We start from the raw sequence: 21,160 nt of genomic DNA on the forward strand, positions 1-21,160 counted from the left end.
GCGGCGCTTACGCGGCCTGCGCCATGCGAAAGGCGTTGCGCCCTTCGGACTTGGCGCGGTAGAGGGCGATGTCGGCCTGGTTCACCAGCGCATCCCAGCTCTGCATCTGCCCCGGCTGCAGCACCACCAGACCGACGCTGATGGTGACCGGCTGGCCATGGTCGAAGGCGCGCAGGCGCACCGCGTCGACCAGGCGCTCGCCGATGCCGCCGGCTTCGGCCTGGCTCAGGCCCGGAAACACGGCACAGAATTCCTCGCCGCCGTAGCGGCCCAGCAGGTCGCCTTCACGGCAATTTTCGCGCAGCACGGCGGCGATGCCCGAGAGCACGCGGTCGCCCACCTGATGGCCGAAACGGTCGTTGATCTGCTTGAAATGGTCGACGTCGATGAAGGCCAGCGTCAGGCTGCCGCCCTTGCCCACTGCCTCGCGCAGCACGCGCTCGCCGCAACGCACCAGCTCGCGCCGGTTCAGCGTGCGGGTCAGCTCGTCCTCGGTGGCCAGGCGCTGCTTGTCGGCCACCAGCCGCTCGAAATACACCATCAGCAGGGAAGCCGACAGCAACAGGCTGCCGCCCAGCGGAACCAGGTAGATCAGCGCCACGCCCAGGCCGGACATCAGCGGCGGCTCGAAGACTTCAGGATGGGCGGTGGAGATGACCAGGCGCGCGATATAGCAGGCGCTGAGCAGCAATATCGCCGCCAGGCCGATCCAGCGGCCAAAGGTCCAGCGCGCATAACGGCGCGCCTGCGCGCCCGACAAGCCGTGCCAGAACTCGAACAGGAGCAGGAAGAACACCAGCTGCATCGCGCCCACGGCGAAATAGCTGCGCTGGGTAAAGTCCGCGCCCAGCGCCAGCAGGATCCCGAACAGCAGGCCGTAGACCGCCACGAATGCCCAGGGCCACCAGCGTACCGACCGCTGGTAGAAACTGCGCAATCCGCTCCAGCCGGCCACGCTGGCGCCGAACAGGCAGGTATTGCCCAGCAGCAGCCCCGCGCCGCGCAATACCCCGGCGGTGCCGCCATACACGACCACGATCATGCAGATGCCGGCGGCGGCCAGCGCACCCGACAGCGCCCAATAACGGGTGCAGCGTTCGGTGGGCGTGCTCATGAATACGCCGGCCATGATCAGGCCGCTGCAAAGCTGCACGATAGCCAAGGCGATACTGGCTGTGAAAGGATTCATCCGGATACGGCCGCCCGCGAACGGGCCATCAAAAATTGCAGGACACATTCCAGCCGCACCCGCGCCCGCACGCATTGACGCCGCCCGCAACAGCGCGGTCCGCGCGATGCGAAAAACGGAAGACGATACGGATGAGCTGCCGGCGGCAGCCTGGCGAACCCCTGGTTCACGATCGCCGTCCCGAGCGGAACGGCGGATCTGTTGCACATCCCGTCGGAGCGACCCCATCGCCCGAATGGATCATGCCTGCCGGCAAATGGCTGCAGATATCGGTGGAATGACGAATGAATCCAGTGTAACCGATTGGTATGACATCTTCGTTTTTTTCAGCGCAATGCCAGAAAAAAACACCGGGGCGAGGTGATTTTGCAACCACCTCCCGATGAGCCCCCTCCTATGAAACCCGGCATCGAAAAACCCGGCCCAGCGCGGCCATCCCTGACAATCAGGTAACTTTCGGTTACGTCATTCGAATTGAATCGCGCGGCGACGGCGACGCGCTCTATGCGACCGCGTAAAAACCGCCGTACAAGGAGCCCGGGCTGCCGCCCGAATTGCTCCCATTGCCGGAATTGCCGCCCGAAGAAGACGATGAGGACGATGAGGACGACGAGGCTGCAGCCGCGGCTTCGATGCCGGTCACCGGCGCGGGCGGCGGCCAATGCCGCTGCGGTGGTTCGGGCGGCTTGATGTCGTACAGGGACGTGCCAGCAAGCGCGCTGGAAGTGCTGATGGAGGTGACGGAGCCGATGGTCATGTGAATTCCCCGAGGATGGGCCGGTGCGCGGCGTGATCATCCCCTGCGCGCAGGCGCCGATGATGATCGCGCCGGGCACCGGCTGCAGCCAGCGTTTTTGCGCCGATTTACCCTTGCCTCGCATCCGCTTGCACTTCCTTAACAAGGGTAAATCCTCCGCCTTGCGCGCAACTTCGTGATGTCGCGGCGGGTCTTTCTTGTACGTTCATCATGAAAGAGGCTTATGCAAGCAAACTACAAGACCATCCTCAAAACCTCTGCCCTGGCCCTGGCTGCCGCCGGCTCGCTGGGCTGGGCCTCGCTGTCGGTCGCCCAGCAACCCGGCCCGCCGCCGGGCCCGGGCATGGATCACCGCGAAGAACACCGTGACGAGCGCGGCCCGGACCGCCACTATGAATTCCGCGATGCCGACCGCGAAAAGCTGCGCCAGCATTACAACGGCGACCTCAAGCGCGTGGACCGCGGCCACCGTCCGGACTTCCGCGAAGGCCAGCCGGTGCCGGCCGACTACCGCGGCAGGATCAAGCCGGTGCCGCAAAGCGTGCGCCGCGACCTGCCGCCGCCGCCCAAGGGGTACCAGATGGGTTACTACGACGGCTACACCGTGGTCTATGATCCGGTCAGCTTCACCATCCTGCAGGTACTGGACATCCTGCGCTGATCGGCGCGATGACAAAAAACGGCATGCGCGGGCATGCCGTTTTCCGCTCCCGGATGAACGCTCGCTCAGCGTTCAAGGCGCATGGTGGCGATGTCGATGAACCAGCTCTTGGGCTGCACCACGCCTTTTACCCTGGGCGACATGATGCGGGTGCCGACATCATGCGCTACGAATATGAAGACAGCGTCATCGACGATGGCTGAATGCAGTTGCGCCAAAATCGCATCCCGTTGTTTTTCATCAAAAGTGCCACGCGCCTGGATGATCAGGTCGTCAACCTTCGGATCACTGTAGTAGCCCCAGTTCTGGGAGACAGGCGGAAAAGCCCGGGTGTCGACGAAACGCACCATCGCCAGAAAAGGATCCATGGTCGAAAAACTCACGTTGATGGCATTGGAACCGTGAGCCGACGGATCCCTGGCGCCGACGCGGCGGTTGCCATCCACGACGTTCCATTCGACGATATCGAACTGCACGTCAAAAAAGCACTGCTTAAGATTCTGGCTGATGATCTCGTTCATCAGTATCGGCATCATCTGCCCTGAGCCGAAGGCTGCCGCCTGCACCTTGACCTTCATCGGGCTGGCCGTCGAGTAGCCTGCCTGCTGCATCAGGCGCTTTCCTTCATCAGGATCGAAGCGCACCTGGAATTTCGGGTTGCCGCGCCAGGGATGCCCGGCTTCCACGATACCGGTCGCCACGTCCATCATCCCACCGAGCTGACGTTTGAGTGCTTCCCGGTTGATGCACAGATTGGCGGCATAGCGAGTACGCTTGTCACGCCATGGAGAGTCGGCGGTGAAGGACAGCATCCACGGCCAGACATGGGGCTGGGTATTGGCATAGACGCGAAATGCCTTGTCCTGCAACATCTTCACCTCATTCAACGGCGGCGACTCGATCCAGTCCACCTGCCCTGCCAGCAAGGCGGAGACGCGTGCATCGGCCTCGGGGATCGGGTAAAACACCACCTTGTCGATCTGCGGACGCCGCTTGGGATCCCAGTAATTCGGATTCTTCACCAAATCCAGATGCTCCCTGACATTGAAGGCAGAATCTCTGAACTTTCCGAAACCACTGACACGCATCCCCTCGGTCAACGTCAGCGTAGCCAGTTGCGCCATTTTGAACGAACCGGTGCCAGATGCATCATTGGCGAACGCGTTCCATGCCAGCCGCGAACGTTCGGCAGGCGAAATCACCGAAGCCGGCACGGCATCCAGCTTCTTGCGCCATTGCGCGGGAGAAGCGATGAACAGCGTCGACAGGTTGATGGGGAAGAAAGAGTCTTCCACCGACGTGCTCAGTTCCACGGTGTAATCGTCGATCCTCCTGGCCTGCCTCAGCGTCGGCATCAATGCAGTCACCCGTGCTTGCGACGGGTCATACTGAGGAGCGTCCTTGTCCAGGATCTTGTCCACATTCCACACCACCGCATCGGCCGTAAATGGCGTGCCGTCGTGAAAGCTTACGCCCTGGCGCAGTTTGAAGATCCACTTTTTCCTGTCGCCGGGCGAGACTTTCCAGCTCAACGCCAGGCCCGGCTCCAGCTGACTGGCTTGATCCGCCTTGCTCAGATCCCATTGCGTCAGGCTGTCGAATATAGGTATCGCGGCAAACCGTATCCCCTCAAAACCCTGGTCGGGCTGGCCCGTGGTGCGCGGCACCTTGGCCACGCTCATTCCTATGCGCAGAGTATTTTCCTGGGCCTGCGCTGCGCTGACAAAGCAGAATGCGAGCAACATCAATACACGCAAGCGTGCCGCCGGTGACGATCTCATGTCTTGCCCCCGATTCGAGCAGGTTGATGAACACCCGTCCCTGAATTTAATTAATTATTTATCATCTTTATAGGGGAGGATCGCTGCCCGATCAACGATTTCCTTGCATCTTCGGGAAGGAGGCTCGGGCACGCCGTCCAATGTGTCGCTTCCGCGCAAAAGACTACTCCACAAGCACAAGATGCCCAATCCTTCGTGACTACTCCCGCGCCAGCACCTCGGTATGCCCCCATTTGCCGGAGCGGCAAAGTTCGTCGGTGACATCCAGCACCAGCCGCTCCACCGCGGCGGCGGCGGTGGTCAGCGGGATGTTCTTGGAGGCGCACAGCACCAGCGTGCGCGAGATCTTTTCGCCGGCGATGGAATGCGCCACCATGTCGCCGCGCTCGATATCGGACAACAGCGGCGCCACCGGCAGGATGGTGGCGCCGATATCGGCCAGGATGGCCGACTTCAGGATCGCCACCGAGTTGATCTCGATGACGTTCTCCAGCGCCATGCCCTGCGAGCGCACCAAGTTCTCGATGCGCGGCCGCACCCCGTGCGCCAGGCCGGGCAGGATCAGCGGCGCCAGGATCGCCTTGGCCAGCGGCACGCCGCGCCGGCCGGACGCGCCGTAGCGCGATTTGGCGCGGGTGATGTACATCATCTCTTCCTCGATCATCGGCGTGGCCGCGAAGGACGACAGCTGGCCGTCGTCGAACAGCACGGCCAGGTTGATGCGGCCGGACTTGAGCTGGGTAATGAGGTTGCCGGTCAGCTCCTCGGTCAGCTGCAAGGTGATCTCGGGATAGGTGGAACGCACCGCATTGAGCAGCGGCAGCGCAAGCGCGTTGGAAACGCTTTGCGGAATACCCAGCGCCACCGTGCCGGAGGGTTTGTCGGTGGACTGCGCCACGGCCTGCTTGGCGTCCTGGATCTGCTTGAGGATCGCCAGCGCGTGTTCGTAGAAGACCTTGCCGGCGTCGGTGGCGATCACGCCCTGGGCCGAGCGGTGCAGCAGCTGCGCCTCCATCTCGTCTTCCAGCTGGCGGATCTGCTGGGTCAGCGCCGGCTGCGCGATGTGCAGCACGCGCGCCGCGCGTGACAGGGAGCCGTGGTCGACGATGGCGACGAAGTAGCGCAGTTGGCGTAATTCCATGAAACCTGTTCAGTCCTGACTTGTTAATTCAATTGACAGCCAAGCGCCGTCAGAGGCCGGGCCGGCTGTTGAACATGCGGGTGCGCGCGTTCTCGATATGGCCGCGCATGGCGCGCCGCGCGCCCTCCGCGTCCTGCTCGCGGATCAGCTCGAAGATCTTGCGGTGCTCGTCCATCGCATCCTGCGAGCGCTTCCAGGGCGGGATGTGCATCAGGTGGCGCAGCATGTTGACGGCGTGGCTGACGTCGTACTCCAGCGTCTTCATCACCTGCACGAAGCGCATGTTGGCCGTCGCCGTGGCGATCGCCTCGTGGAAGGCGAAGTCGAAATGGTGGGCGATGCCGCCCACGGCGTTGGCCTGCTCGAAACCCTCCAGCAGCCGCTCCATCTTGTCGAGGTCTTCGGCATTGCGGCGCAGCGCCGCCATGTAGGCGCACTCGGGCTCGATCACCAGGCGCAGCTCGAGGCCGTTCATGATGTGGCCGATGCGGGTCTCGGGCTCGGCGTCCTGGGGCGCCGCGGCCAGGCCGGGCTTTTCCTTCACGTAGGTGCCGGAGCCGCGCACCGACTCCACCATCTGGTCTTCGCGCAGCCGGTCCAGCGCCTGACGCACCACCGGGCGCGAGACGTCGAACAGCGCGGCGAGGTCGTTTTCCGACGGCAGTTTGCTGCCCACCGCGATGCGGCCCTCGACGATGGCGTGGAACAGGGTCTCGTAGACCCGTTCGGCAAAGCGTTCGGGGCGCACCGGGCCGAGGCCGGCTGCCGCCAGCGTCAGGATCTCGGGCGACGCGCCGGCGCGCGCCACGCTCTTCAAATTGACAACTTTGGCCGAGGGCGTACCGGCAGCGGCGCCCGGCTGGCTGGATTTCGGCATATCGTCTCCCGTGTCTGCTGATAGTGGCGACGGCCTTTTTTCGCTGCGCTGCCGCATGGCGGCGCGGCGGCGAAGGCCTTTCTCGATGAAGCGCATGGTAGCGGATTTGCTGCGCGCGCTGCATGTTTTTGGCAAACAAGGCTGTCGGCAAATAAGTAAAATAAATTGACAGCTTTTGCGCACTGCCTTAGATTGAACACCCATAACAGCGCCGCCGTCGCCACGAACCACGGTGCGCCTGCAAATAAAAACGACAGGAGACGACACCCACAAAGCGCGCCCTCGCGAGCGCCATCCTGCCGTTCCGCTTTTCGTTTTCGCTGCGCCGTTCGGCCTGCTCCATGGAGGCCGGCGCCGCGCCACGCATTTCCGTTCCGGACCTACTCGAAAGGACGCACCGCCCATGAAACACCACTTCATCGACAACCGCTGGGTCGAACCCGCTTCCGGCGAGAGCATTCCCGTGGTCGATCCCTCCGACGGCCAGGTCTTCGAATCCATCGCCCGCGGCAACGAGGCCGACATCGACCGCGCCGTGAAGGCGGCGCGCCGCGCCTATGAAGGCGCCTGGGGCAAGCTGTCGGCGGCCGAGCGCGGACGGCTGATGATGAAGCTGTCGCTGAAGCTGCAGGACCACCAGGAAGAACTGGCCCAGCTGGAAGGCCGCGACTGCGGCAAGCCGATGAAGCAGGCGCGCGCCGACGCCGCGGCCATCGTGCGCTACTTCGAGTTCTACGCCGGCGCGGCCGACAAGCTGCACGGCGACACCATCCCCTACCAGTCCGGCTACACCGTGCTGACGCTGCGCGAGCCGCACGGCGTGACCGGCCACATCGTGCCCTGGAACTACCCGATGCAGATCTTCGGCCGCTGCGTGGGCGGCGCGCTGGCCGCCGGCAACACCTGCGTGGTCAAGCCTGCAGAGGACGCCTGCCTGTCCATCCTGCGCGTGGCCGAGCTGGCCGCTGAAGTCGGTTTCCCGGAGGGCGCGCTCAACATCGTCACCGGTTACGGCCACGAAGCCGGCGATGTGCTGGTCAAGCACCCGGATGTGGACCATGTCTCCTTCACCGGCTCGCCCAATGTGGGCAAGCTGGTGGTGCGCGGCGCGGCCGAGCATCACACGCCGGTGACGCTGGAGCTGGGCGGCAAGTCGCCGCAGGTGGTGTTCGAGGACGCCGATTTCGACGCCATGCTGCCGGTGGTGGTCAACGCCATCGTGCAGAACGCCGGCCAGACCTGCTCGGCCGGCAGCCGCCTGCTGGTGCAGCGCGGCGCCTACGAGAAGGTGCTGGACCGCCTGGGCGAGCTGTTCTCCAAGCTGCGCGTGGGTTCCTCGCAGATGGACCTGGACTGCGGCCCGCTGATCCGCAAGACGCAGCAGGAGCGCGTGGCGGGTTTCCTGTCCGACGCCCGCAACGACAAGATCGCCATGGTGGCCCAGGGCATGGTCGATCCGAAGGCGCCCGCCTCCGGTTTCTACCAGCCTCCCACCCTGCTGCGCGACGTGCCGCCGCTGCATCGCCTGGCGCAGGAAGAAGTGTTCGGCCCGGTGCTGGCGGCCATGCCTTTCGACGATGAAGAAGACGCCGTACGCCTGGCCAACGGCACCGACTACGGCCTGGTGGCCAGCGTCTGGACCCGCGACGGCGCGCGCCAGATGCGCCTGGCCCGGGCGATCCGCAGCGGCCAGGTATTCATCAACAACTACGGCGCCGGCGGCGGCGTGGAGCTGCCCTTCGGCGGCGTCAAGGCCAGCGGCCACGGGCGCGAGAAAGGCTTCGAGGCGCTCTACGGCTTCACCGTGCTCAAGACCATCGCGATCCGCCACGGCTAATCTGCCTTGACCATTACCCATCATCGAATTTACCAAGGAGACATAACATGCGTTTGAAAGACAAAGTGGCCATCGTGACCGGCGGCGGATCCGGATTCGGCGAAGGCATCGCCAAGGCCTATGCGCGCGAAGGCGCCGCCGTGGTGGTGGCCGACATCGGCGAGGCCGGCGGCCTGCGCGTGGTCGAAGAAATCAAGAAAGCCGGCGGCAAGGCTGTGTTCGCCAAGGCCGACGTCTCCCAGCGCGCCGACATGGACAAGTTGCTGGCCGCCGCGCTGGAGAACTATGGCGCGCTGGACATCGTGGTCAACAACGCCGGCACCACGCACCGCAACCGTCCCATGCTGGAAGTGGAAGAGGACGAATTCGACCGCGTCTACGCCGTCAACGTCAAGAGCATCTTCCTCTCGGCCAAGACCTTCGTGCCGCACTTCCGCAAGGTCGGCGGCGGCTGCTTCGTCAACATCGCCTCCACCGCCGGCATCCGTCCGCGCCCGGGCCTGACCTGGTACAACGGCAGCAAGGGCGCGGTCATCACCACCAGCAAGTCGATGGCGGCCGAACTCGGCCCGGACAAGATCCGCGTGAACTGTGTCAACCCGGTGATCTCGGCCACCGGCCTGCTGTCGGAATTCATGGGCGTGCCCGACACCCCGGAAAACCGCAAGAAGTTCGTCGCCACCATCCCGATGGGCCGCTTCTCCACGCCTGAAGACATCGCCAACGCCTGCCTCTACCTGGGCTCCAACGAGGCGCAATTCGTCACCGGCGTGTGCATCGAAGTGGACGGCGGGCGCTGCGTTTGATGAAAAGTGCAATATTTTGCCCAAATAATTGAAATTAACATTATTTGTGCTAAATTTTGCACATGAACACGCTAGCCATCGCCCATCTCATCACGACCAGGCGCCGCCAGCTCGGCCTCACCCAGGCCGAGCTGGCGAGCCGTGCGCACATCGGCCGACGCACCTTGATCGAACTGGAAGGCGGCTCCGGCGCCAACGACATCGGCTACCGCAAGCTGGAGCGCGTCCTCAATGCAGTCGGACTGTCGATAACCATCACCGAAACGCCCAAACGCCCGACCGAGTCGGAGTTGAGCGCCATCTTTGCCGATGACGAGGATGACGATGAAGGCTGAAGTGCCGAAACGGCTCAAACATCTTCACGTGCATACCAGCCAGGGGGCGGCAGGACAACTCTCGCGCGAATCCCAGTTCGTGTTCGGATACCGGACTGAGGATTCGGCTTGCGAAATCAGCCTGACGATGCCGCTACGCGCGCAAACCTACTCCTCGAGTCTCTTGCCCGGCGTATTGCGCCAGAATCTTCCTGAAGGCTATTTGCTGGACTGGCTCCATGCGCACTTCGGCAAGGCCATGAAGATGGACGATTTCAATCTGCTGGCGCTGGTGGGTGCCGACACGATTGGCCGCGTCAGCGTCAATATCGATGACAATCCGTCGGTGCCGATCAAGGCCGAAGATCTGTCGGCCCTGCTTGCCTGGAAAGGCAGTGAAAGCCTGTTCGACCACCTTGCGCAAAAATACGCCGCCACCTCGGGCATTTCAGGTGTGCAACCCAAGGTGCTGGTGTCCGCCTATGGCGGAAAGGAAACCGTCGAAAAAGGCCACATGAAGGATCGCAACCTCATCATCAAGGCCAGCGGCGCAGACTATGACGGCCTGGCAGAAAACGAATACCACTGCATGAGCATGGCCAGGCTCGCCGGCATTGAGGTTCCACTGTTTTGGCTGTCCGACAACAGGGAAGTATTCGTCATCGAGCGCTTCGATATCGACGCCACAAGCGGCCGCTACCTGGGATTCGAGGACATGACGGCGCTCACCGGCAAACAGAACCGGGAGAAATACGATTCCAGCTACGAGAACATCGCCAAAGCCATCGACATTTTCGCCAGTGCAATCCACAAGACACCATCGCTGGCCACCTTCTTCCAGGCCCTGACACTCTCGGTGGCCGTACGCAACGGCGATGCGCATTTGAAGAACTTCGGCCTGCTGTATTGCACGCCACAGACGCATGACGTGCGACTCTCACCGCTTTATGACGTCGTGTGCACCACGGCGTACCTGCCGAGGGACACGCTGGCATTGAAGATGAACAAGGCCAAGTCATGGCCGACCCGCGCCGAGCTGATTGAATTCGGCAAGGCGCATTGCCAGCTGGACCGACCGCAGGAAATCATCGACCGCGTCATTGACGTCGTCAGGTCCTACTCACCGGACATTGAGCCCGGCCCCATCTGGAAACTCATGCATCCGGAGATAGTGAAAGGAGCCTCCAGCATTGGCGTTCCAGGCTGACGCGGCAATGCATTGACAATAACGCCGCCGCTACTACAATGCAGGCACCGCCCGGCCGCCGCCACGTGACAACCATCAGAAAAACAAGGCTCGAGCAGGTACGCAACACAAAAAATCCATAACGATATATTCAGGAGTGAGACATGACTTACAACGCAGGCGCCACCGCCTCGCCCGGCAGCAGCCAGGCATCATCCTTTGAAGACGCCACCTACAGCAAGGTGACCTGGCGGCTCCTGCCGCTGCTGTTCCTGTGCTACGTGGCCTCCTACCTCGACCGCGTCAACGTCGGCTTCGCCAAGCTGCAGATGCTCAATGACCTGAAGTTCAGCGAGACCATCTACGGCCTGGGCGCGGGCATCTTCTTCATCGGTTACTTCATCTTCGAAATCCCCAGCAACATGATCCTGCACAAGGTGGGCGCGCGCATGTGGATCGCCCGCATCATGATCACCTGGGGCATCATCTCCGGCGGCATGGCCTATGTCACCACGCCGGAAATGTTCTATCTCATGCGCTTCCTGCTGGGCGTGGCCGAAGCCGGCTTCTTCCCCGGCGTGATCCTGTACCTGACCTACTGGTACCCGGCCGAGCGCCGCGGCAAGATCACCGCGCTGTTCATGACCGGCATCGCGCTCTCGGGCGTGGTCGGCGGCCCGCTGTCGGGCTGGATCATGCACGCCATGCCCGGCATCTGGGGCCACACCGGCTGGCAGTGGATGTTCATCCTGGAGGCGATTCCCTCGCTGATCCTGGGCGTGCTGGTCATCATGTACATGAAGGACCGCATCCGCGACGCCACCTGGCTGTCCGAAGATGAAAAGAAACTGCTGGAGTCCAAGATCAGCCAGGAAGAAAGCCAGAAGGAACACCTGTCCCTGTCGGCCATGTTCTCCAACAGCCGCGTCTGGCTGGGCGCGCTGATCTACTTCTGCTTCGTGATGGGCCTGTATGGCGTGAGCTTCTGGCTGCCGACCATCATCAAGACCACCGGCGTGACCGATCCGCTCAACGTCGGCCTGCTGACCGCGATCCCCTACGCCTTCGCCGCCGTGGCGATGGTGCTGATCGGCCGCAGCGCCGACGCGCGCCGCGAACGCCGCTGGCACGTCGCGATCCCGGCCTTCCTGGGCTGCGTGGGCCTGCTGGCGTCCACCGTGTACGATCACAACACCGTGATGGCGATGGCGTCGCTGACCTTGGCCAGCATGGGCATCCTGACCACGCTGCCGCTGTTCTGGAGCCTGCCGACCGCCTTCCTGTCGGGCACCGCGGCCGCCGCCGGCATCGCGCTGATCAACTCGCTGGGCAACCTGGCCGGCTTCGTCAGCCCCTTCCTGGTGGGCTGGCTGAAGGACACCACCCAGAGCACCAACGCCGGCATGTACGTGCTGGCCGTGTCGCTGGTGATCGGCGGCCTGCTGACGCTGACCCTGCCGGCCAAGCTGGTGAACAAGTAAGTCGGATGAGCAATGCGGCCGCCTGGCGGCCCTGAGGTGAAAACGGCGGCTTCTTCGGAGGCCGCCGTTTTTTTTGCCTGTCTGTTCCGGCATTAACGCGTCAGCGCCGGGAAGCCACGGCCTGCGGCTCCAGCAGCCGGCGCATCGCCAGCCGCACCGCTTCGGCGTGCGTGGCCTGCGGATGCAGGCGTTTCTGTTCTTCGATGAGCAGGTCGACCTGGCGGCGGTCGCCGTGGCACAACTCGGTCATGCGCGCGCTCAGTTCCAGGTAGCCCTCCGGGTCATGCAGGCGTTCGCCGGCGCGCGCGACGTGGCGCAGCCAGACGCGGTCGGCCGCATACACCGCCAGTACGGCAAGCGCGAGGAAAAGCAGGTAATTGAGCATGGCGACGCCGCACAATGGAAAGCGGGCATTGTCCATCCCCGCCCATGGCGCCGCTATCGGCATCTTTGCGAAATACCGTGAAATATGGCGGCGAAGACCGGCGTGACGGCCGCGCCGCGAACCGGAATTCAGACCGACAGCCAGTCGCGCTGCACGCCCTCATCGGCCAGCAATTGACCCGGCGTGCCGTGGAAGACGATCTCGCCACGGCCCATCACGTAGACGCGCTGCGAAATGTCCAGCGCGATGGCCTGCTTCTGCTCGATCAGCAGCACCGCGACCTGGCGTTCGCGCAGCAGCCGCAGGTAGCGCGCCACCTGCTCCACCATCTGCGGCGACAAGCCCTCGGCGGGCTCGTCGACCAGCATCAGCCGCGGATTGCCCATCAGCGCGCGCGCCAGCGACAGCATCTGCTGCTCGCCGCCGGAGAGCGATCCGGCCGCCACGCCGCGCCGCTTGTGCAGCGAGGGGAACATGGCGTACATGTCGTCCAAGCTCCAGCCGTCCTTGTTGCTCTTGCCGCTCTTGCTGCCCAGCAGCAGGTTCTGCTCCACCGTCAGCGCGGGGAATACGTCGCGGCTCTCCGGCACGTAGCCGATGCCCCGGCGGGCGATCTCGTAGGTCGGCAGGCCGAGGATGTCCTCGCCGCCGAAACGCAGCGCGCCTTCGCTCCTGACCTGGCCGATGAGCGCCTTGAGCAGCGTCGAGCGCCCGGCGCCGTTGCGGCCCAGCACGCTGACGATCTCGCCGGCGCCGACCTGCAGGTCCACGCCCTGCAGCACATGGCTCTGGCCGTACCAGGCGTGCAATCCCGACACTTGCAGCAAGGGTTCGCGCTCAGCCATCGATGCTCCGGTTCAGATAAAGACGCTGCACCTCGGGATTGGCGCGGATCCGCTCGGCGCCGTCGCAGGCGATCACGCGGCCGTTGTCCATCACCGCGATGCGGTCGGCCAGGCCGAACACGACCTGCATGTCGTGCTCCACCATCAGCAGGGTCTTGCCGTGCGTGACTTCCCGGATCAGCGCCACCATGGCCTGGGCCTCGGCCCGGTTCATGCCGGCCGTGGGTTCGTCCAGCAGGATCACCGAGGCGTCGGCGGCGATGGTCACGGCCAGCTCCAGCGCGCGCTGGTCGGCGTAGCTCAGCTCGCCGGCCGGCAAGTGCGCGCGCGCCAGCAGGCCCACCCGCTCCAACACTTCATGGGCGCGGTCGGCGGCGTCGCGCAGGCGGCCGATGCGGCGCCAGAAGGCATAGCGGTAGCCCAGCTTCCACAGCACCGCGCAACGTACGTTCTCGAAGGCCGACAGGCGCGGGAACAGGCTGGAGATCTGGAAGCTGCGCGCCAGCCCCAGCCGGTTGATGGCCTGCGGCGTGCTGCGCGTGATGTCCTCGCCGTGCAGCAGGATGCGGCCGGCATCGGCCTGGTGGCGGCCCGACACCAGGTTGAACAGGCTGGACTTGCCGGCGCCGTTGGGGCCGATCAGCGCGCAGCGCTCGCCTTCCCGCAGCTGCAGGTCGACGCCGCAGATGATCTCGGCGCGGTCGAAGGCCTTGCGCACGCCCTGCAACTCCAGCGACAAGGCCTCGCTCATGGCGCCCCCCGTTCCTGCAGCGCGGCCGCGCGGCGCTCGTGCTCGGCGGCTTCCATCGTCTTCCAGGCGCGGCTCCAGGCGACCGACCACGGGGCGCGCAGGCGCGCGATGGCGGCGATGCCCAACGCGGCCGACAAGGCCGCCGCGCCCCAGGCGAGCGGCGAATGCACATCGAAAGCGACCCCGAACAGCACCGCCGGCGCCATGCCTTGGCCGGCGTCGGCCAGGCTGCCCAGGCTCAGCTGGTAGGCCATCTCGGTGGCCAATACCAGGCCCGCCAGCACCGCCAGGCCGGCCGCCGCAAGCCCGGCCAGCAGGCGCGCCAGCTCGCCCTTGAAGGCATGGGCGCGCAGCACGCGCGCCAGGTTGTCGATCAGGCGCGCCAGGCCGCCCGGCACGCACATCACGATCAGGATGAAGAAGGCCCCGAGGTAGAACTGCCAGGCTTGCGTATAGGCCGACAGCAGCGAAGCGAACAGCACCCCGACCACGCCGCCGATGATGGGGCCGTAGAAATAGGCGGCGCCGCCGATGAAAGTAAACAGCAGGATGGAGCCCGAACGCAGCGCGCCCACATATTCGGCGCTGACGATCTCGAAATTGATCGCCGACAGCCCGCCCGAGACGCCGGCGAAAAAGGCCGACAGGATCAGCGCCAGGTAGCGCACCCGTTGCGGGTCGTAGCCGATGAAGGCGGCGCGCTCCGGGTTGTCGCGCACGGCGTTGAGGATGCGCCCCAGCGGCGTGTGCCGCAGCGCATGGATGGCCGCCGCGCAGACCAGCAGCCAGCCCGCGATCAGGTAGTAGACCTCGATCTGGGGCCCGTAGCTGATGCCCAGCACCGGCTCGCCCACCACCCGGTTGCCCGAGATGCCGCCCTCGCCGCCGAACAGATCCGGGAACATCAGCACGCCGGCCGACACCAGTTCCACCAGCCCCAGCGTGATCATCGAGAAGGTGGTGCCGGCGCGGCGCGTGGTCAGGTAGCCGAACACCACGCCGCACAAGGCCCCGACCACGCCGCCGGCCAGCGGCACCAGGGTGATCGGGAACATCACGCTGCCGTCGCCGATGCGGTTCATCAGATGGATCGCGCCGAACGCGCCCAGCCCCGAATACACCGCATGCCCGAAGGACAGCATGCCGCCCTCGCCCAGCAGCATGTTGTAGGACAGGCAGAGCAGCACCATCGTGCCCATCTGCGACAACAGCGACAGCGCCGCGCTCTGCGGAAACACCAGCGGCGCGGCCAGCAGGGCCAGCGCAAAGCACAGCCAGGGGAGCTGGGATCGCTTCATCGTTATCGTCATCGCCCTCACCCTTCCCGCTTGCCCATGAGGCCCTTGGGCCGCACGATCAGCATGCCCACCAGCAGCAGGTAAGGCAGGATGGGCGCGACCTGCGCCAGCGTCAGGCGCAGCACCGGCGCCAGCGGACCGGATGCGGGCGCGCTCACGTGCAGCGCGGCCAGCAGGCCGCCCAGCGAATAGTCGAGCGCCACCGCGAAGGTCTGCATCAGGCCGATCAGGAGGGAAATGATGAACGCCCCGGCCAGCGAACCCAGCCCGCCGACCACCACCACCACGAAGATGATGCTGCCCACGCCGGCGGCCATCCCGGGTTCGGTGACGAAGGCATTGCCGCCGATCACGCCGGCCAGCGCGGCCAGCGCGCAGCCGCCGCCGAACACCAGCATGAACACGCGCGGCACGTTGTGGCCCAGCGCCTCGGCCATGTGCGGATGGGTCAGCGCGGCCTGGATGGTCAGGCCGATGCGGGTATGGCGCAGCACCAGCCAGATGGCCAGCAGCATGGCCGCCGCCACCAGCAGCATGAAGCCGCGGTAGACCGGGAAGGAGGTCGAGTACAGCGTGAACAAGGTGCCCTCCAGCGACGGCGGAATGCGGTAAGGCACCGGCGAGCGCCCCCACACCAGCTGCACCGCCTCCACCACCAGATAGGACAGCCCGAAGGTAAACAGCAGCTCGGGCACATGGCCGTAGCGGTGCACGATGCGCAGGCCGTAGTGCTCCACCAGCGCGCCGGCCAGGCCGACCGCGACGGGCGCGATGAACAGCGCCGGCCAGAAGCCCAGCACCGTGGAAATCGAATAGGCGACATAGGCGCCCAGCATGTAGAAGCTGGCGTGGGCGAAGTTGGGCACGCCCATCATGCTGTAGATCAGCGTCAGCCCGGAGGACAGCATGAACAGCAGGAAGCCGTAGCCCAGGCCGTTCAGGAAGGTGATCAGTACGAATTCCAACGGTGTCATGTGCCTTGAGGAGCTCCGGCGCCCATGCGCGGGGAGATGCGCGACGGAAGTTGCCCGGCCGAAACCGGCCGCGCTGAAAAGTAGCGCGATCCTATGGGATTCGCGCTTCTCTGTCAAAATGACGGATTGCGCCGGAAGCCCCATGCGAACGCCCTCTTGCAACTTCCGCGCGCAGGCATCATCTGCCCGCCATGACGACGACCAACGATATCACCGACGCCCCCGCCCTCCTCAGCTTCGACAACCGCTTCGCGCAGCTGCCGCCGGCCTTCTATACGCGCCTGCAGCCGACCCCGCTGCCCGCGCCCTACCTGGTCGGCTTCAGCGAGGACGCCGCCGCCGTCATCGGCCTGGATGCGGCGGCGACGCGGCATCCGGACTTCCTCGACGTCTTCACCGGCAACCGCATCGCCGCGGGCTCGCAGCCGCTGGCGGCGGTGTATTCCGGCCACCAGTTCGGCGTCTGGGCCGGCCAGTTGGGCGACGGCCGCGCGATTTCGCTGGGCGACGTGCCGGCGGCCGACGGCGCAGGCCGTATGGAGCTGCAACTGAAGGGCTCGGGCCAGACGCCCTATTCCCGCATGGGCGACGGCCGCGCCGTGCTGCGCTCGTCGATTCGCGAATTCCTCTGCTCGGAGGCGATGGCCGCGCTCGGCATCCCCACCACGCGCGCCCTGGCCGTGACCGGCTCCGACCAGCGCGTGCTGCGCGAGGCGGCGGAGAGCGCCGCCGTGGTCACGCGCATGGCGCCCAGCTTCATCCGCTTCGGCTCCTTCGAGCACTGGTATTACAACCAGCGCTTCGACGAGCTGAAGATCCTGGCCGACGCGGTGCTGGAGCAGTTCTATCCGGCCCTGCTGCAGCAGGCCAACCCCTACAAGGCGCTGCTGAGCGAGGTCACCCGCCGCACCGCCGAGCTGATGGCGCAGTGGCAGGCGGTGGGTTTCATGCACGGCGTGATGAACACCGACAACATGTCCATCCTCGGCCTGACGCTGGACTACGGGCCGTTCGGCTTCATGGAGGCCTTCGACGCCCGCCACATCTGCAACCACACCGACAGCCAAGGCCGCTACTCTTACCAGATGCAGCCGCGCATCGGCCAGTGGAACTGCTTCGCGCTGGGCCAGGCCATGCTGCCGCTGGTGGGCAGCGTGGAAGACACCGAAGCCGCGCTGGCCGGCTATGAGGCCGTGTTCGAGGCAAAACAGGACCAGCTGCTGCATGCCAAACTGGGCCTGACCACATCCCGCCCCGACGACGACAAGCTGATCGACGCCATGTTTGCCATCCTGCAGAACGGCCATGTCGATTTCACGCTGTTCTTCCGCCGCCTGGGCGAGTTGCAGATCGGCAATCCGGCGTCCGACGAGCCCATCCGCGACCTCATCATCGACCGCCCCGCCTTCGACGCCTGGGCCGCGCAATACCGCGAGCGCCTGCGCACCGAGGCCAGCGACGACGGCCAGCGCCGCCTTGCAATGCACGCGGTCAACCCCAAATACGTGCTACGCAATTATCTGGCCCAGGTCGCCATCGAGAAGGCGCAGCAGAAGGACTTCTCGGAGGTGGCGAAACTGCAGGCCATCCTGCGCCGCCCCTTCGACGAGCAGCCCGAGCACGACAAGTACGCCGACCTGCCGCCCGGCTGGGCCAGCCATCTGGAGGTAAGCTGCTCGTCCTGAGCGCGACGCCGCGGCGCAAAACGCATTACACTTGCCGCCACGCAAGCTTAACCATCCCGTCAGCCAGCAGCACAAAGGAGCCCCACATGACCAAGCGCGTAGAAAAGACCGAAGCCCAATGGCGCGAGCAGCTCGATCCCCTCGAATACCAGGTCGCCCGCGAAGCCGCCACCGAGCGCGCTTTCACCGGCCGCTACTGGGATCACCACGAAGCCGGAACCTACACCTGCGTGTGCTGCGACACGCCGCTGTTCACCTCCGACGCCAAGTTCGACTCGGGTTGCGGCTGGCCCAGTTACTTCGAACCCATCGATCCTGCCAACGTCCGTGAAAAACTGGACCGCAGTTATGGCATGATTCGCACCGAGATCATCTGCAACGTCTGCGACGCCCACCTGGGTCACGTCTTCCCCGACGGCCCGCCGCCGACCGGACTGCGCTATTGCATCAACTCGGCTTCGCTGCGCTTCGATCCCGCGTAAGGATCCTGCGCCAAGCTGTTTCGATGTGTAACGGATGACTGCCGATCAACCCGATTCATGAAAAAATCCGCAAGATGAAGTTTTTGTTCGATCTGTTCCCCGTCATCCTCTTTTTCGGCGTCTTCAAGTGGGCCGAAGGGCACCCCGCGACCGCGCAGGACCTGGTCATGCAATACCTGGGCGGCGCCATGTCGGCCGGGGCGGTCACCGCCGCGCAGGCGCCGATCCTGCTGTCGACCGCGGTGGCGATCGTCGCCTCGCTGGCGCAGATCGGCTGGCTGCTGCTGCGCCGTCGCAAGGTGGACGCCATGCTGTGGGTGTCGCTGGCCATCATCGTGGTCTTCGGCGGCGCCACCATCTACTTCCGCGACGACACCTTCATCAAGTGGAAGCCCACCATCCTGTACTGGGCCTTCGGCGTGGCGCTGCTGTTCTCGCAGCTGTTCATGAAGAAGAACCTGATCCGCGTGATGATGGAAAAGCAGGTCAGCCTGCCCGAACCGATCTGGCCGCGCCTGAATCTGGCCTGGATCTTGTTCTTCGCCGTGATGGGCGTGCTCAACCTCTACATCGCCTTCAACTACCCGCTCGACACCTGGGTCAACTTCAAGATGTTCGGCAGCATGGGGCTGATGTTCGTGTTCATCATCGGCCAGAGCCTGTTCCTGTCGAAGTACATGAAAGACGCCGAATGAGCGCGGCCGATACCCGTCCCGCGCGCATCCGCGAGAAGCTTCTTGCAACTTTCTCGCCCTCGGAATGTCTGGTCGAAGACGAGTCCGCACTGCATGCCGGTCATGCAGGCGCGGCCTCAGGCGGAGGACACTACAGGATCCGCCTGGTTTCGGGCTTGTTCGAGGGTAAAAATCGCGTGAATCGGCATCGGCTGGTGTATGATTGCCTGTCCGACCTGATGCAGCATGAGATACACGCGCTCGCCATCGTGGCGCTGGCCCCATCAGAGGCAAAGAACTGAGACCAAGAACAACGACCGACGCCATCCCTCCTGTTTTCCAATCTCCGTTTTTGATTCATTCCTTTCTTTTCTAGGATTTCAACAATGACATTCAAACCCGCTCGCCTGCTGGTTCTGCTGTTCGCAATCGCTTCCATCCCGGCTTTCGCCCAAAACCTGGCCGTCGTCAACGGCAAGGCGATCCCTTCGTCCCGCGCTGATCTGATGGTCAAGCAAATGACTTCCCAAGGCCAGCCGGATACCCCGCAACTGCGCGGCGCCATCAAGGAAGAACTGGTGAACCGTGAGATCCTGATGCAGGAAGCGGACAAGCAAGGCCTGTCCAACAGCTCCGACGTCAAGAACCAGCTGGAACTGGCCCGCCAGTCCATCGTGATCCGCGCGCTGATCGCCGACTACCTGAAGAAGAACCCGGTGTCGGACGCCGACATCAAGGCTGAATACGACAAGTTCAAGGCCCAGGCCGGCGACAAGGAATACCACGCCCGCCACATCCTGGTCGACAAGAAGGAAGACGCCGACGCCATCATCGCCAAGCTGAAGGCCGGCACCAAGTTCGAAGACCTGGCCAAGCAATCGAAGGACACCGGTTCGGCTGCCAACGGCGGCGACCTGGACTGGGCAACCCCGGCCTCCTTCGTCAAGCCGTTCTCCGACGCCATGGTCGCCCTGAAGAAGGGTGAAGTCACCCCGACCCCGGTGCAGACCCAGTTCGGCTGGCACGTGATCAAGCTGGAAGACGTGCGTCCGGCCAAGGTCCCGACCCTGGACGAAGTCAAGCCGCAGATCGCCGAAGCCCTGCAACAGAAGAAGCTGCAGGCTTACCAGGAAGAACTGCGCAAGAAGGCCAAGGTGCAGTAAGCAATTCCCTTCGGCAGTACAAAAAACCGGCAAGCATCCTTGCCGGTTTTTTTATGCCCGCGGATATCTCCATTATCTCCATTGGCCCGGCCTTGATCGTGCCGAATCGAGAAGCCGCTGTGATCCAACCCGCAATACAACCTGCGATATAACCGAAGTATCCCGAGCGATTTGCAGATCTTCTTCTAAAATTGCGCCACGCAACCGAGAAGGCGGAATCTCCGCGAAAAATCCGGCTCACAGATCACTCCCGACCTTCATGGAGCCTGTCGATGCCCCCGCTGCAAACCGTCCTGTCCCTCAATTTCCTGCTGCCCCTGATGGGCATCGTCCTGCTGCTGGCCTGCGTCGTCTTCTGCATCCACCGCGTCATGCGACGCAGCCCGCCGCGCTGGTACTGGCTTGTCTTGTTGCTGCTGCTGTGCGGCGGCACGCTGACCAGCCTGGTCAGCGCCGAATTCGCAGAGGGGCCGGAGATGCCCGCCATCTTCCAGGTCGGCCTTCGCCTGACCGTCCTGGGCATGATCGCCGCCGTCGCGTCGGCCATTTTGCTGGCCACGAAACGCATTCTTGCCCGACGGGAATCAGCAGGCAAAATTCCCCAATAGCTTTTTTGTTTATGAAAAAATGGGAAATACCCATTTAACAAATCGATTTATTTTTTATAAATAATTTTAAAATTAAAATTTATCGGCCTCAAATCAATCATTTCACCAATACGCATTCTGATATTCTTCGATCCTGCTTCAATCGGGGCAAGGCCGCGCGCTCACCAAGCATCAAGAGCAGAAAGAGCCGCGGCATAAAAAGGCGTTACGGGGGGAGGCACATAAAGTCGCTCCGCGGCGCCGCTCATTACACAACATCGTGGTA

Annotated in this window: 23 protein-coding genes; 13 read left to right on the plus strand and 10 right to left on the minus strand. The window is 64.0% G+C overall.

The window, feature by feature from the left end:
- Nucleotides 1-7: 7 nt before the first annotated feature.
- Complete coding sequence (locus tag CEJ42_RS01115) at nucleotides 8-1,114, minus strand: GGDEF domain-containing protein (protein WP_237772491.1); 1,107 nt, start codon at nucleotides 1,112-1,114, stop codon at nucleotides 8-10.
- Here CEJ42_RS01115 and CEJ42_RS24925 point away from each other — a divergent pair.
- Entirely contained in the window at nucleotides 1,113-1,553 is a 441-nt protein-coding gene (locus tag CEJ42_RS24925; RefSeq protein WP_165774357.1) for a hypothetical protein, read from the plus strand. The genes CEJ42_RS01115 and CEJ42_RS24925 overlap by 2 nt on opposite strands.
- Before the next feature lie 138 nt (nucleotides 1,554-1,691).
- On the opposite strand, the gene CEJ42_RS24365 is transcribed toward CEJ42_RS24925, so the two are convergent.
- The gene (locus CEJ42_RS24365; RefSeq protein WP_129587656.1) at nucleotides 1,692-1,946 is read right to left on the minus strand and encodes a hypothetical protein; all 255 of its coding nucleotides are present in this window, start codon (nucleotides 1,944-1,946) and stop codon (nucleotides 1,692-1,694) included.
- A gap of 223 nt (nucleotides 1,947-2,169) precedes the next feature.
- Between CEJ42_RS24365 and CEJ42_RS01125 the strand changes: the two genes are divergently transcribed.
- On the plus strand, nucleotides 2,170-2,607 hold the full coding sequence (locus CEJ42_RS01125; RefSeq protein WP_079215036.1) for a hypothetical protein: 438 nt from the start codon (nucleotides 2,170-2,172) through the stop codon (nucleotides 2,605-2,607).
- Between the two features lie 65 nt (nucleotides 2,608-2,672).
- Here CEJ42_RS01125 and CEJ42_RS01130 read toward each other — a convergent pair whose 3' ends face one another.
- The 3 genes from CEJ42_RS01130 to CEJ42_RS01140 form a co-directional block, all read right to left on the minus strand.
- Complete coding sequence (locus CEJ42_RS01130; RefSeq protein WP_088749804.1) at nucleotides 2,673-4,388, minus strand: ABC transporter substrate-binding protein; 1,716 nt, start codon at nucleotides 4,386-4,388, stop codon at nucleotides 2,673-2,675.
- 199 nt (nucleotides 4,389-4,587) lie between these two features.
- Nucleotides 4,588-5,529, minus strand: a complete 942-nt coding sequence (locus tag CEJ42_RS01135) for a LysR substrate-binding domain-containing protein (RefSeq protein ID WP_079215037.1) — start codon at nucleotides 5,527-5,529, stop codon at nucleotides 4,588-4,590.
- A 49-nt stretch (nucleotides 5,530-5,578) separates the two neighbouring features.
- Entirely contained in the window at nucleotides 5,579-6,406 is an 828-nt protein-coding gene (locus tag CEJ42_RS01140) for a FadR/GntR family transcriptional regulator (RefSeq protein WP_237772492.1), read from the minus strand.
- 403 nt (nucleotides 6,407-6,809) lie between these two features.
- On the opposite strand from CEJ42_RS01140, the gene CEJ42_RS01145 reads away from it, so the two are divergent.
- The 5 genes from CEJ42_RS01145 to CEJ42_RS01165 all read left to right on the plus strand — a co-directional run bounded on the left by CEJ42_RS01145 (nucleotide 6,810) and on the right by CEJ42_RS01165 (nucleotide 12,030).
- A complete protein-coding gene (locus tag CEJ42_RS01145; RefSeq protein WP_079215038.1) occupies nucleotides 6,810-8,243 on the plus strand; it encodes an aldehyde dehydrogenase family protein in 1,434 nt (477 codons plus the stop codon).
- Between the two features lie 47 nt (nucleotides 8,244-8,290).
- Nucleotides 8,291-9,049 carry an SDR family oxidoreductase gene (locus CEJ42_RS01150; RefSeq protein WP_079215039.1) on the plus strand — a complete coding sequence of 253 codons (759 nt, stop codon included), beginning with the start codon at nucleotides 8,291-8,293 and terminating at the stop codon, nucleotides 9,047-9,049.
- A 62-nt stretch (nucleotides 9,050-9,111) separates the two neighbouring features.
- Nucleotides 9,112-9,384 carry a helix-turn-helix domain-containing protein gene (locus CEJ42_RS01155; protein WP_088749805.1) on the plus strand — a complete coding sequence of 91 codons (273 nt, stop codon included), beginning with the start codon at nucleotides 9,112-9,114 and terminating at the stop codon, nucleotides 9,382-9,384.
- Nucleotides 9,374-10,570 (plus strand): type II toxin-antitoxin system HipA family toxin, encoded by a 1,197-nt coding sequence (locus tag CEJ42_RS01160; protein WP_165774369.1) that lies wholly within the window; start codon nucleotides 9,374-9,376, stop codon nucleotides 10,568-10,570. The genes CEJ42_RS01155 and CEJ42_RS01160 overlap by 11 nt, the downstream gene beginning before the upstream one ends.
- Before the next feature lie 143 nt (nucleotides 10,571-10,713).
- Nucleotides 10,714-12,030, plus strand: a complete 1,317-nt coding sequence (locus tag CEJ42_RS01165; RefSeq protein WP_088749807.1) for an MFS transporter — start codon at nucleotides 10,714-10,716, stop codon at nucleotides 12,028-12,030.
- 100 nt (nucleotides 12,031-12,130) lie between these two features.
- Here the strand turns inward: CEJ42_RS01165 and CEJ42_RS01170 are convergent, their stop codons facing one another.
- The 5 genes from CEJ42_RS01170 to CEJ42_RS01190 all read right to left on the minus strand — a co-directional run bounded on the left by CEJ42_RS01170 (nucleotide 12,131) and on the right by CEJ42_RS01190 (nucleotide 16,274).
- Nucleotides 12,131-12,415 (minus strand): hypothetical protein, encoded by a 285-nt coding sequence (locus CEJ42_RS01170; RefSeq protein WP_088750192.1) that lies wholly within the window; start codon nucleotides 12,413-12,415, stop codon nucleotides 12,131-12,133.
- A 128-nt stretch (nucleotides 12,416-12,543) separates the two neighbouring features.
- A complete protein-coding gene (locus tag CEJ42_RS01175; RefSeq protein ID WP_088749808.1) occupies nucleotides 12,544-13,260 on the minus strand; it encodes an ABC transporter ATP-binding protein in 717 nt (238 codons plus the stop codon).
- Nucleotides 13,253-14,011: an ABC transporter ATP-binding protein gene (locus CEJ42_RS01180; protein WP_088749809.1), complete on the minus strand. Its 759-nt coding sequence runs from the start codon at nucleotides 14,009-14,011 to the stop codon at nucleotides 13,253-13,255. The genes CEJ42_RS01175 and CEJ42_RS01180 overlap by 8 nt, the downstream gene beginning before the upstream one ends.
- A complete protein-coding gene (locus CEJ42_RS01185) occupies nucleotides 14,008-15,309 on the minus strand; it encodes a branched-chain amino acid ABC transporter permease (protein WP_088749810.1) in 1,302 nt (433 codons plus the stop codon). Before CEJ42_RS01185 ends, CEJ42_RS01180 begins: the two co-directional genes overlap by 4 nt.
- A gap of 17 nt (nucleotides 15,310-15,326) precedes the next feature.
- The gene (locus CEJ42_RS01190; RefSeq protein WP_088749811.1) at nucleotides 15,327-16,274 is read right to left on the minus strand and encodes a branched-chain amino acid ABC transporter permease; all 948 of its coding nucleotides are present in this window, start codon (nucleotides 16,272-16,274) and stop codon (nucleotides 15,327-15,329) included.
- A gap of 200 nt (nucleotides 16,275-16,474) precedes the next feature.
- Between CEJ42_RS01190 and CEJ42_RS01195 the strand changes: the two genes are divergently transcribed.
- The 6 genes from CEJ42_RS01195 (at nucleotide 16,475) to CEJ42_RS01220 (ending at nucleotide 20,895) form a co-directional block, all read left to right on the plus strand.
- Nucleotides 16,475-17,968 (plus strand): protein adenylyltransferase SelO, encoded by a 1,494-nt coding sequence (locus tag CEJ42_RS01195; protein ID WP_088749812.1) that lies wholly within the window; start codon nucleotides 16,475-16,477, stop codon nucleotides 17,966-17,968.
- An 86-nt stretch (nucleotides 17,969-18,054) separates the two neighbouring features.
- The gene (gene msrB / locus CEJ42_RS01200; protein WP_079215045.1) at nucleotides 18,055-18,450 is read left to right on the plus strand and encodes a peptide-methionine (R)-S-oxide reductase MsrB; all 396 of its coding nucleotides are present in this window, start codon (nucleotides 18,055-18,057) and stop codon (nucleotides 18,448-18,450) included.
- Nucleotides 18,451-18,524: 74 nt separating this feature from the next.
- Entirely contained in the window at nucleotides 18,525-19,145 is a 621-nt protein-coding gene (locus CEJ42_RS01205) for a septation protein A (RefSeq protein WP_079215046.1), read from the plus strand.
- Nucleotides 19,142-19,426: a BolA family protein gene (locus tag CEJ42_RS01210; RefSeq protein WP_079215047.1), complete on the plus strand. Its 285-nt coding sequence runs from the start codon at nucleotides 19,142-19,144 to the stop codon at nucleotides 19,424-19,426. Before CEJ42_RS01205 ends, CEJ42_RS01210 begins: the two co-directional genes overlap by 4 nt.
- An 84-nt stretch (nucleotides 19,427-19,510) precedes the next feature.
- Nucleotides 19,511-20,287 carry a peptidylprolyl isomerase gene (locus tag CEJ42_RS01215; RefSeq protein ID WP_079215048.1) on the plus strand — a complete coding sequence of 259 codons (777 nt, stop codon included), beginning with the start codon at nucleotides 19,511-19,513 and terminating at the stop codon, nucleotides 20,285-20,287.
- A gap of 272 nt (nucleotides 20,288-20,559) precedes the next feature.
- Entirely contained in the window at nucleotides 20,560-20,895 is a 336-nt protein-coding gene (locus tag CEJ42_RS01220; protein ID WP_088749813.1) for a hypothetical protein, read from the plus strand.
- Nucleotides 20,896-21,160: the final 265 nt, after the last annotated feature.

The organism is Herbaspirillum robiniae (assembly GCF_002213415.1).
GTDB lineage: Bacteria > Pseudomonadota > Gammaproteobacteria > Burkholderiales > Burkholderiaceae_D > Herbaspirillum > Herbaspirillum robiniae.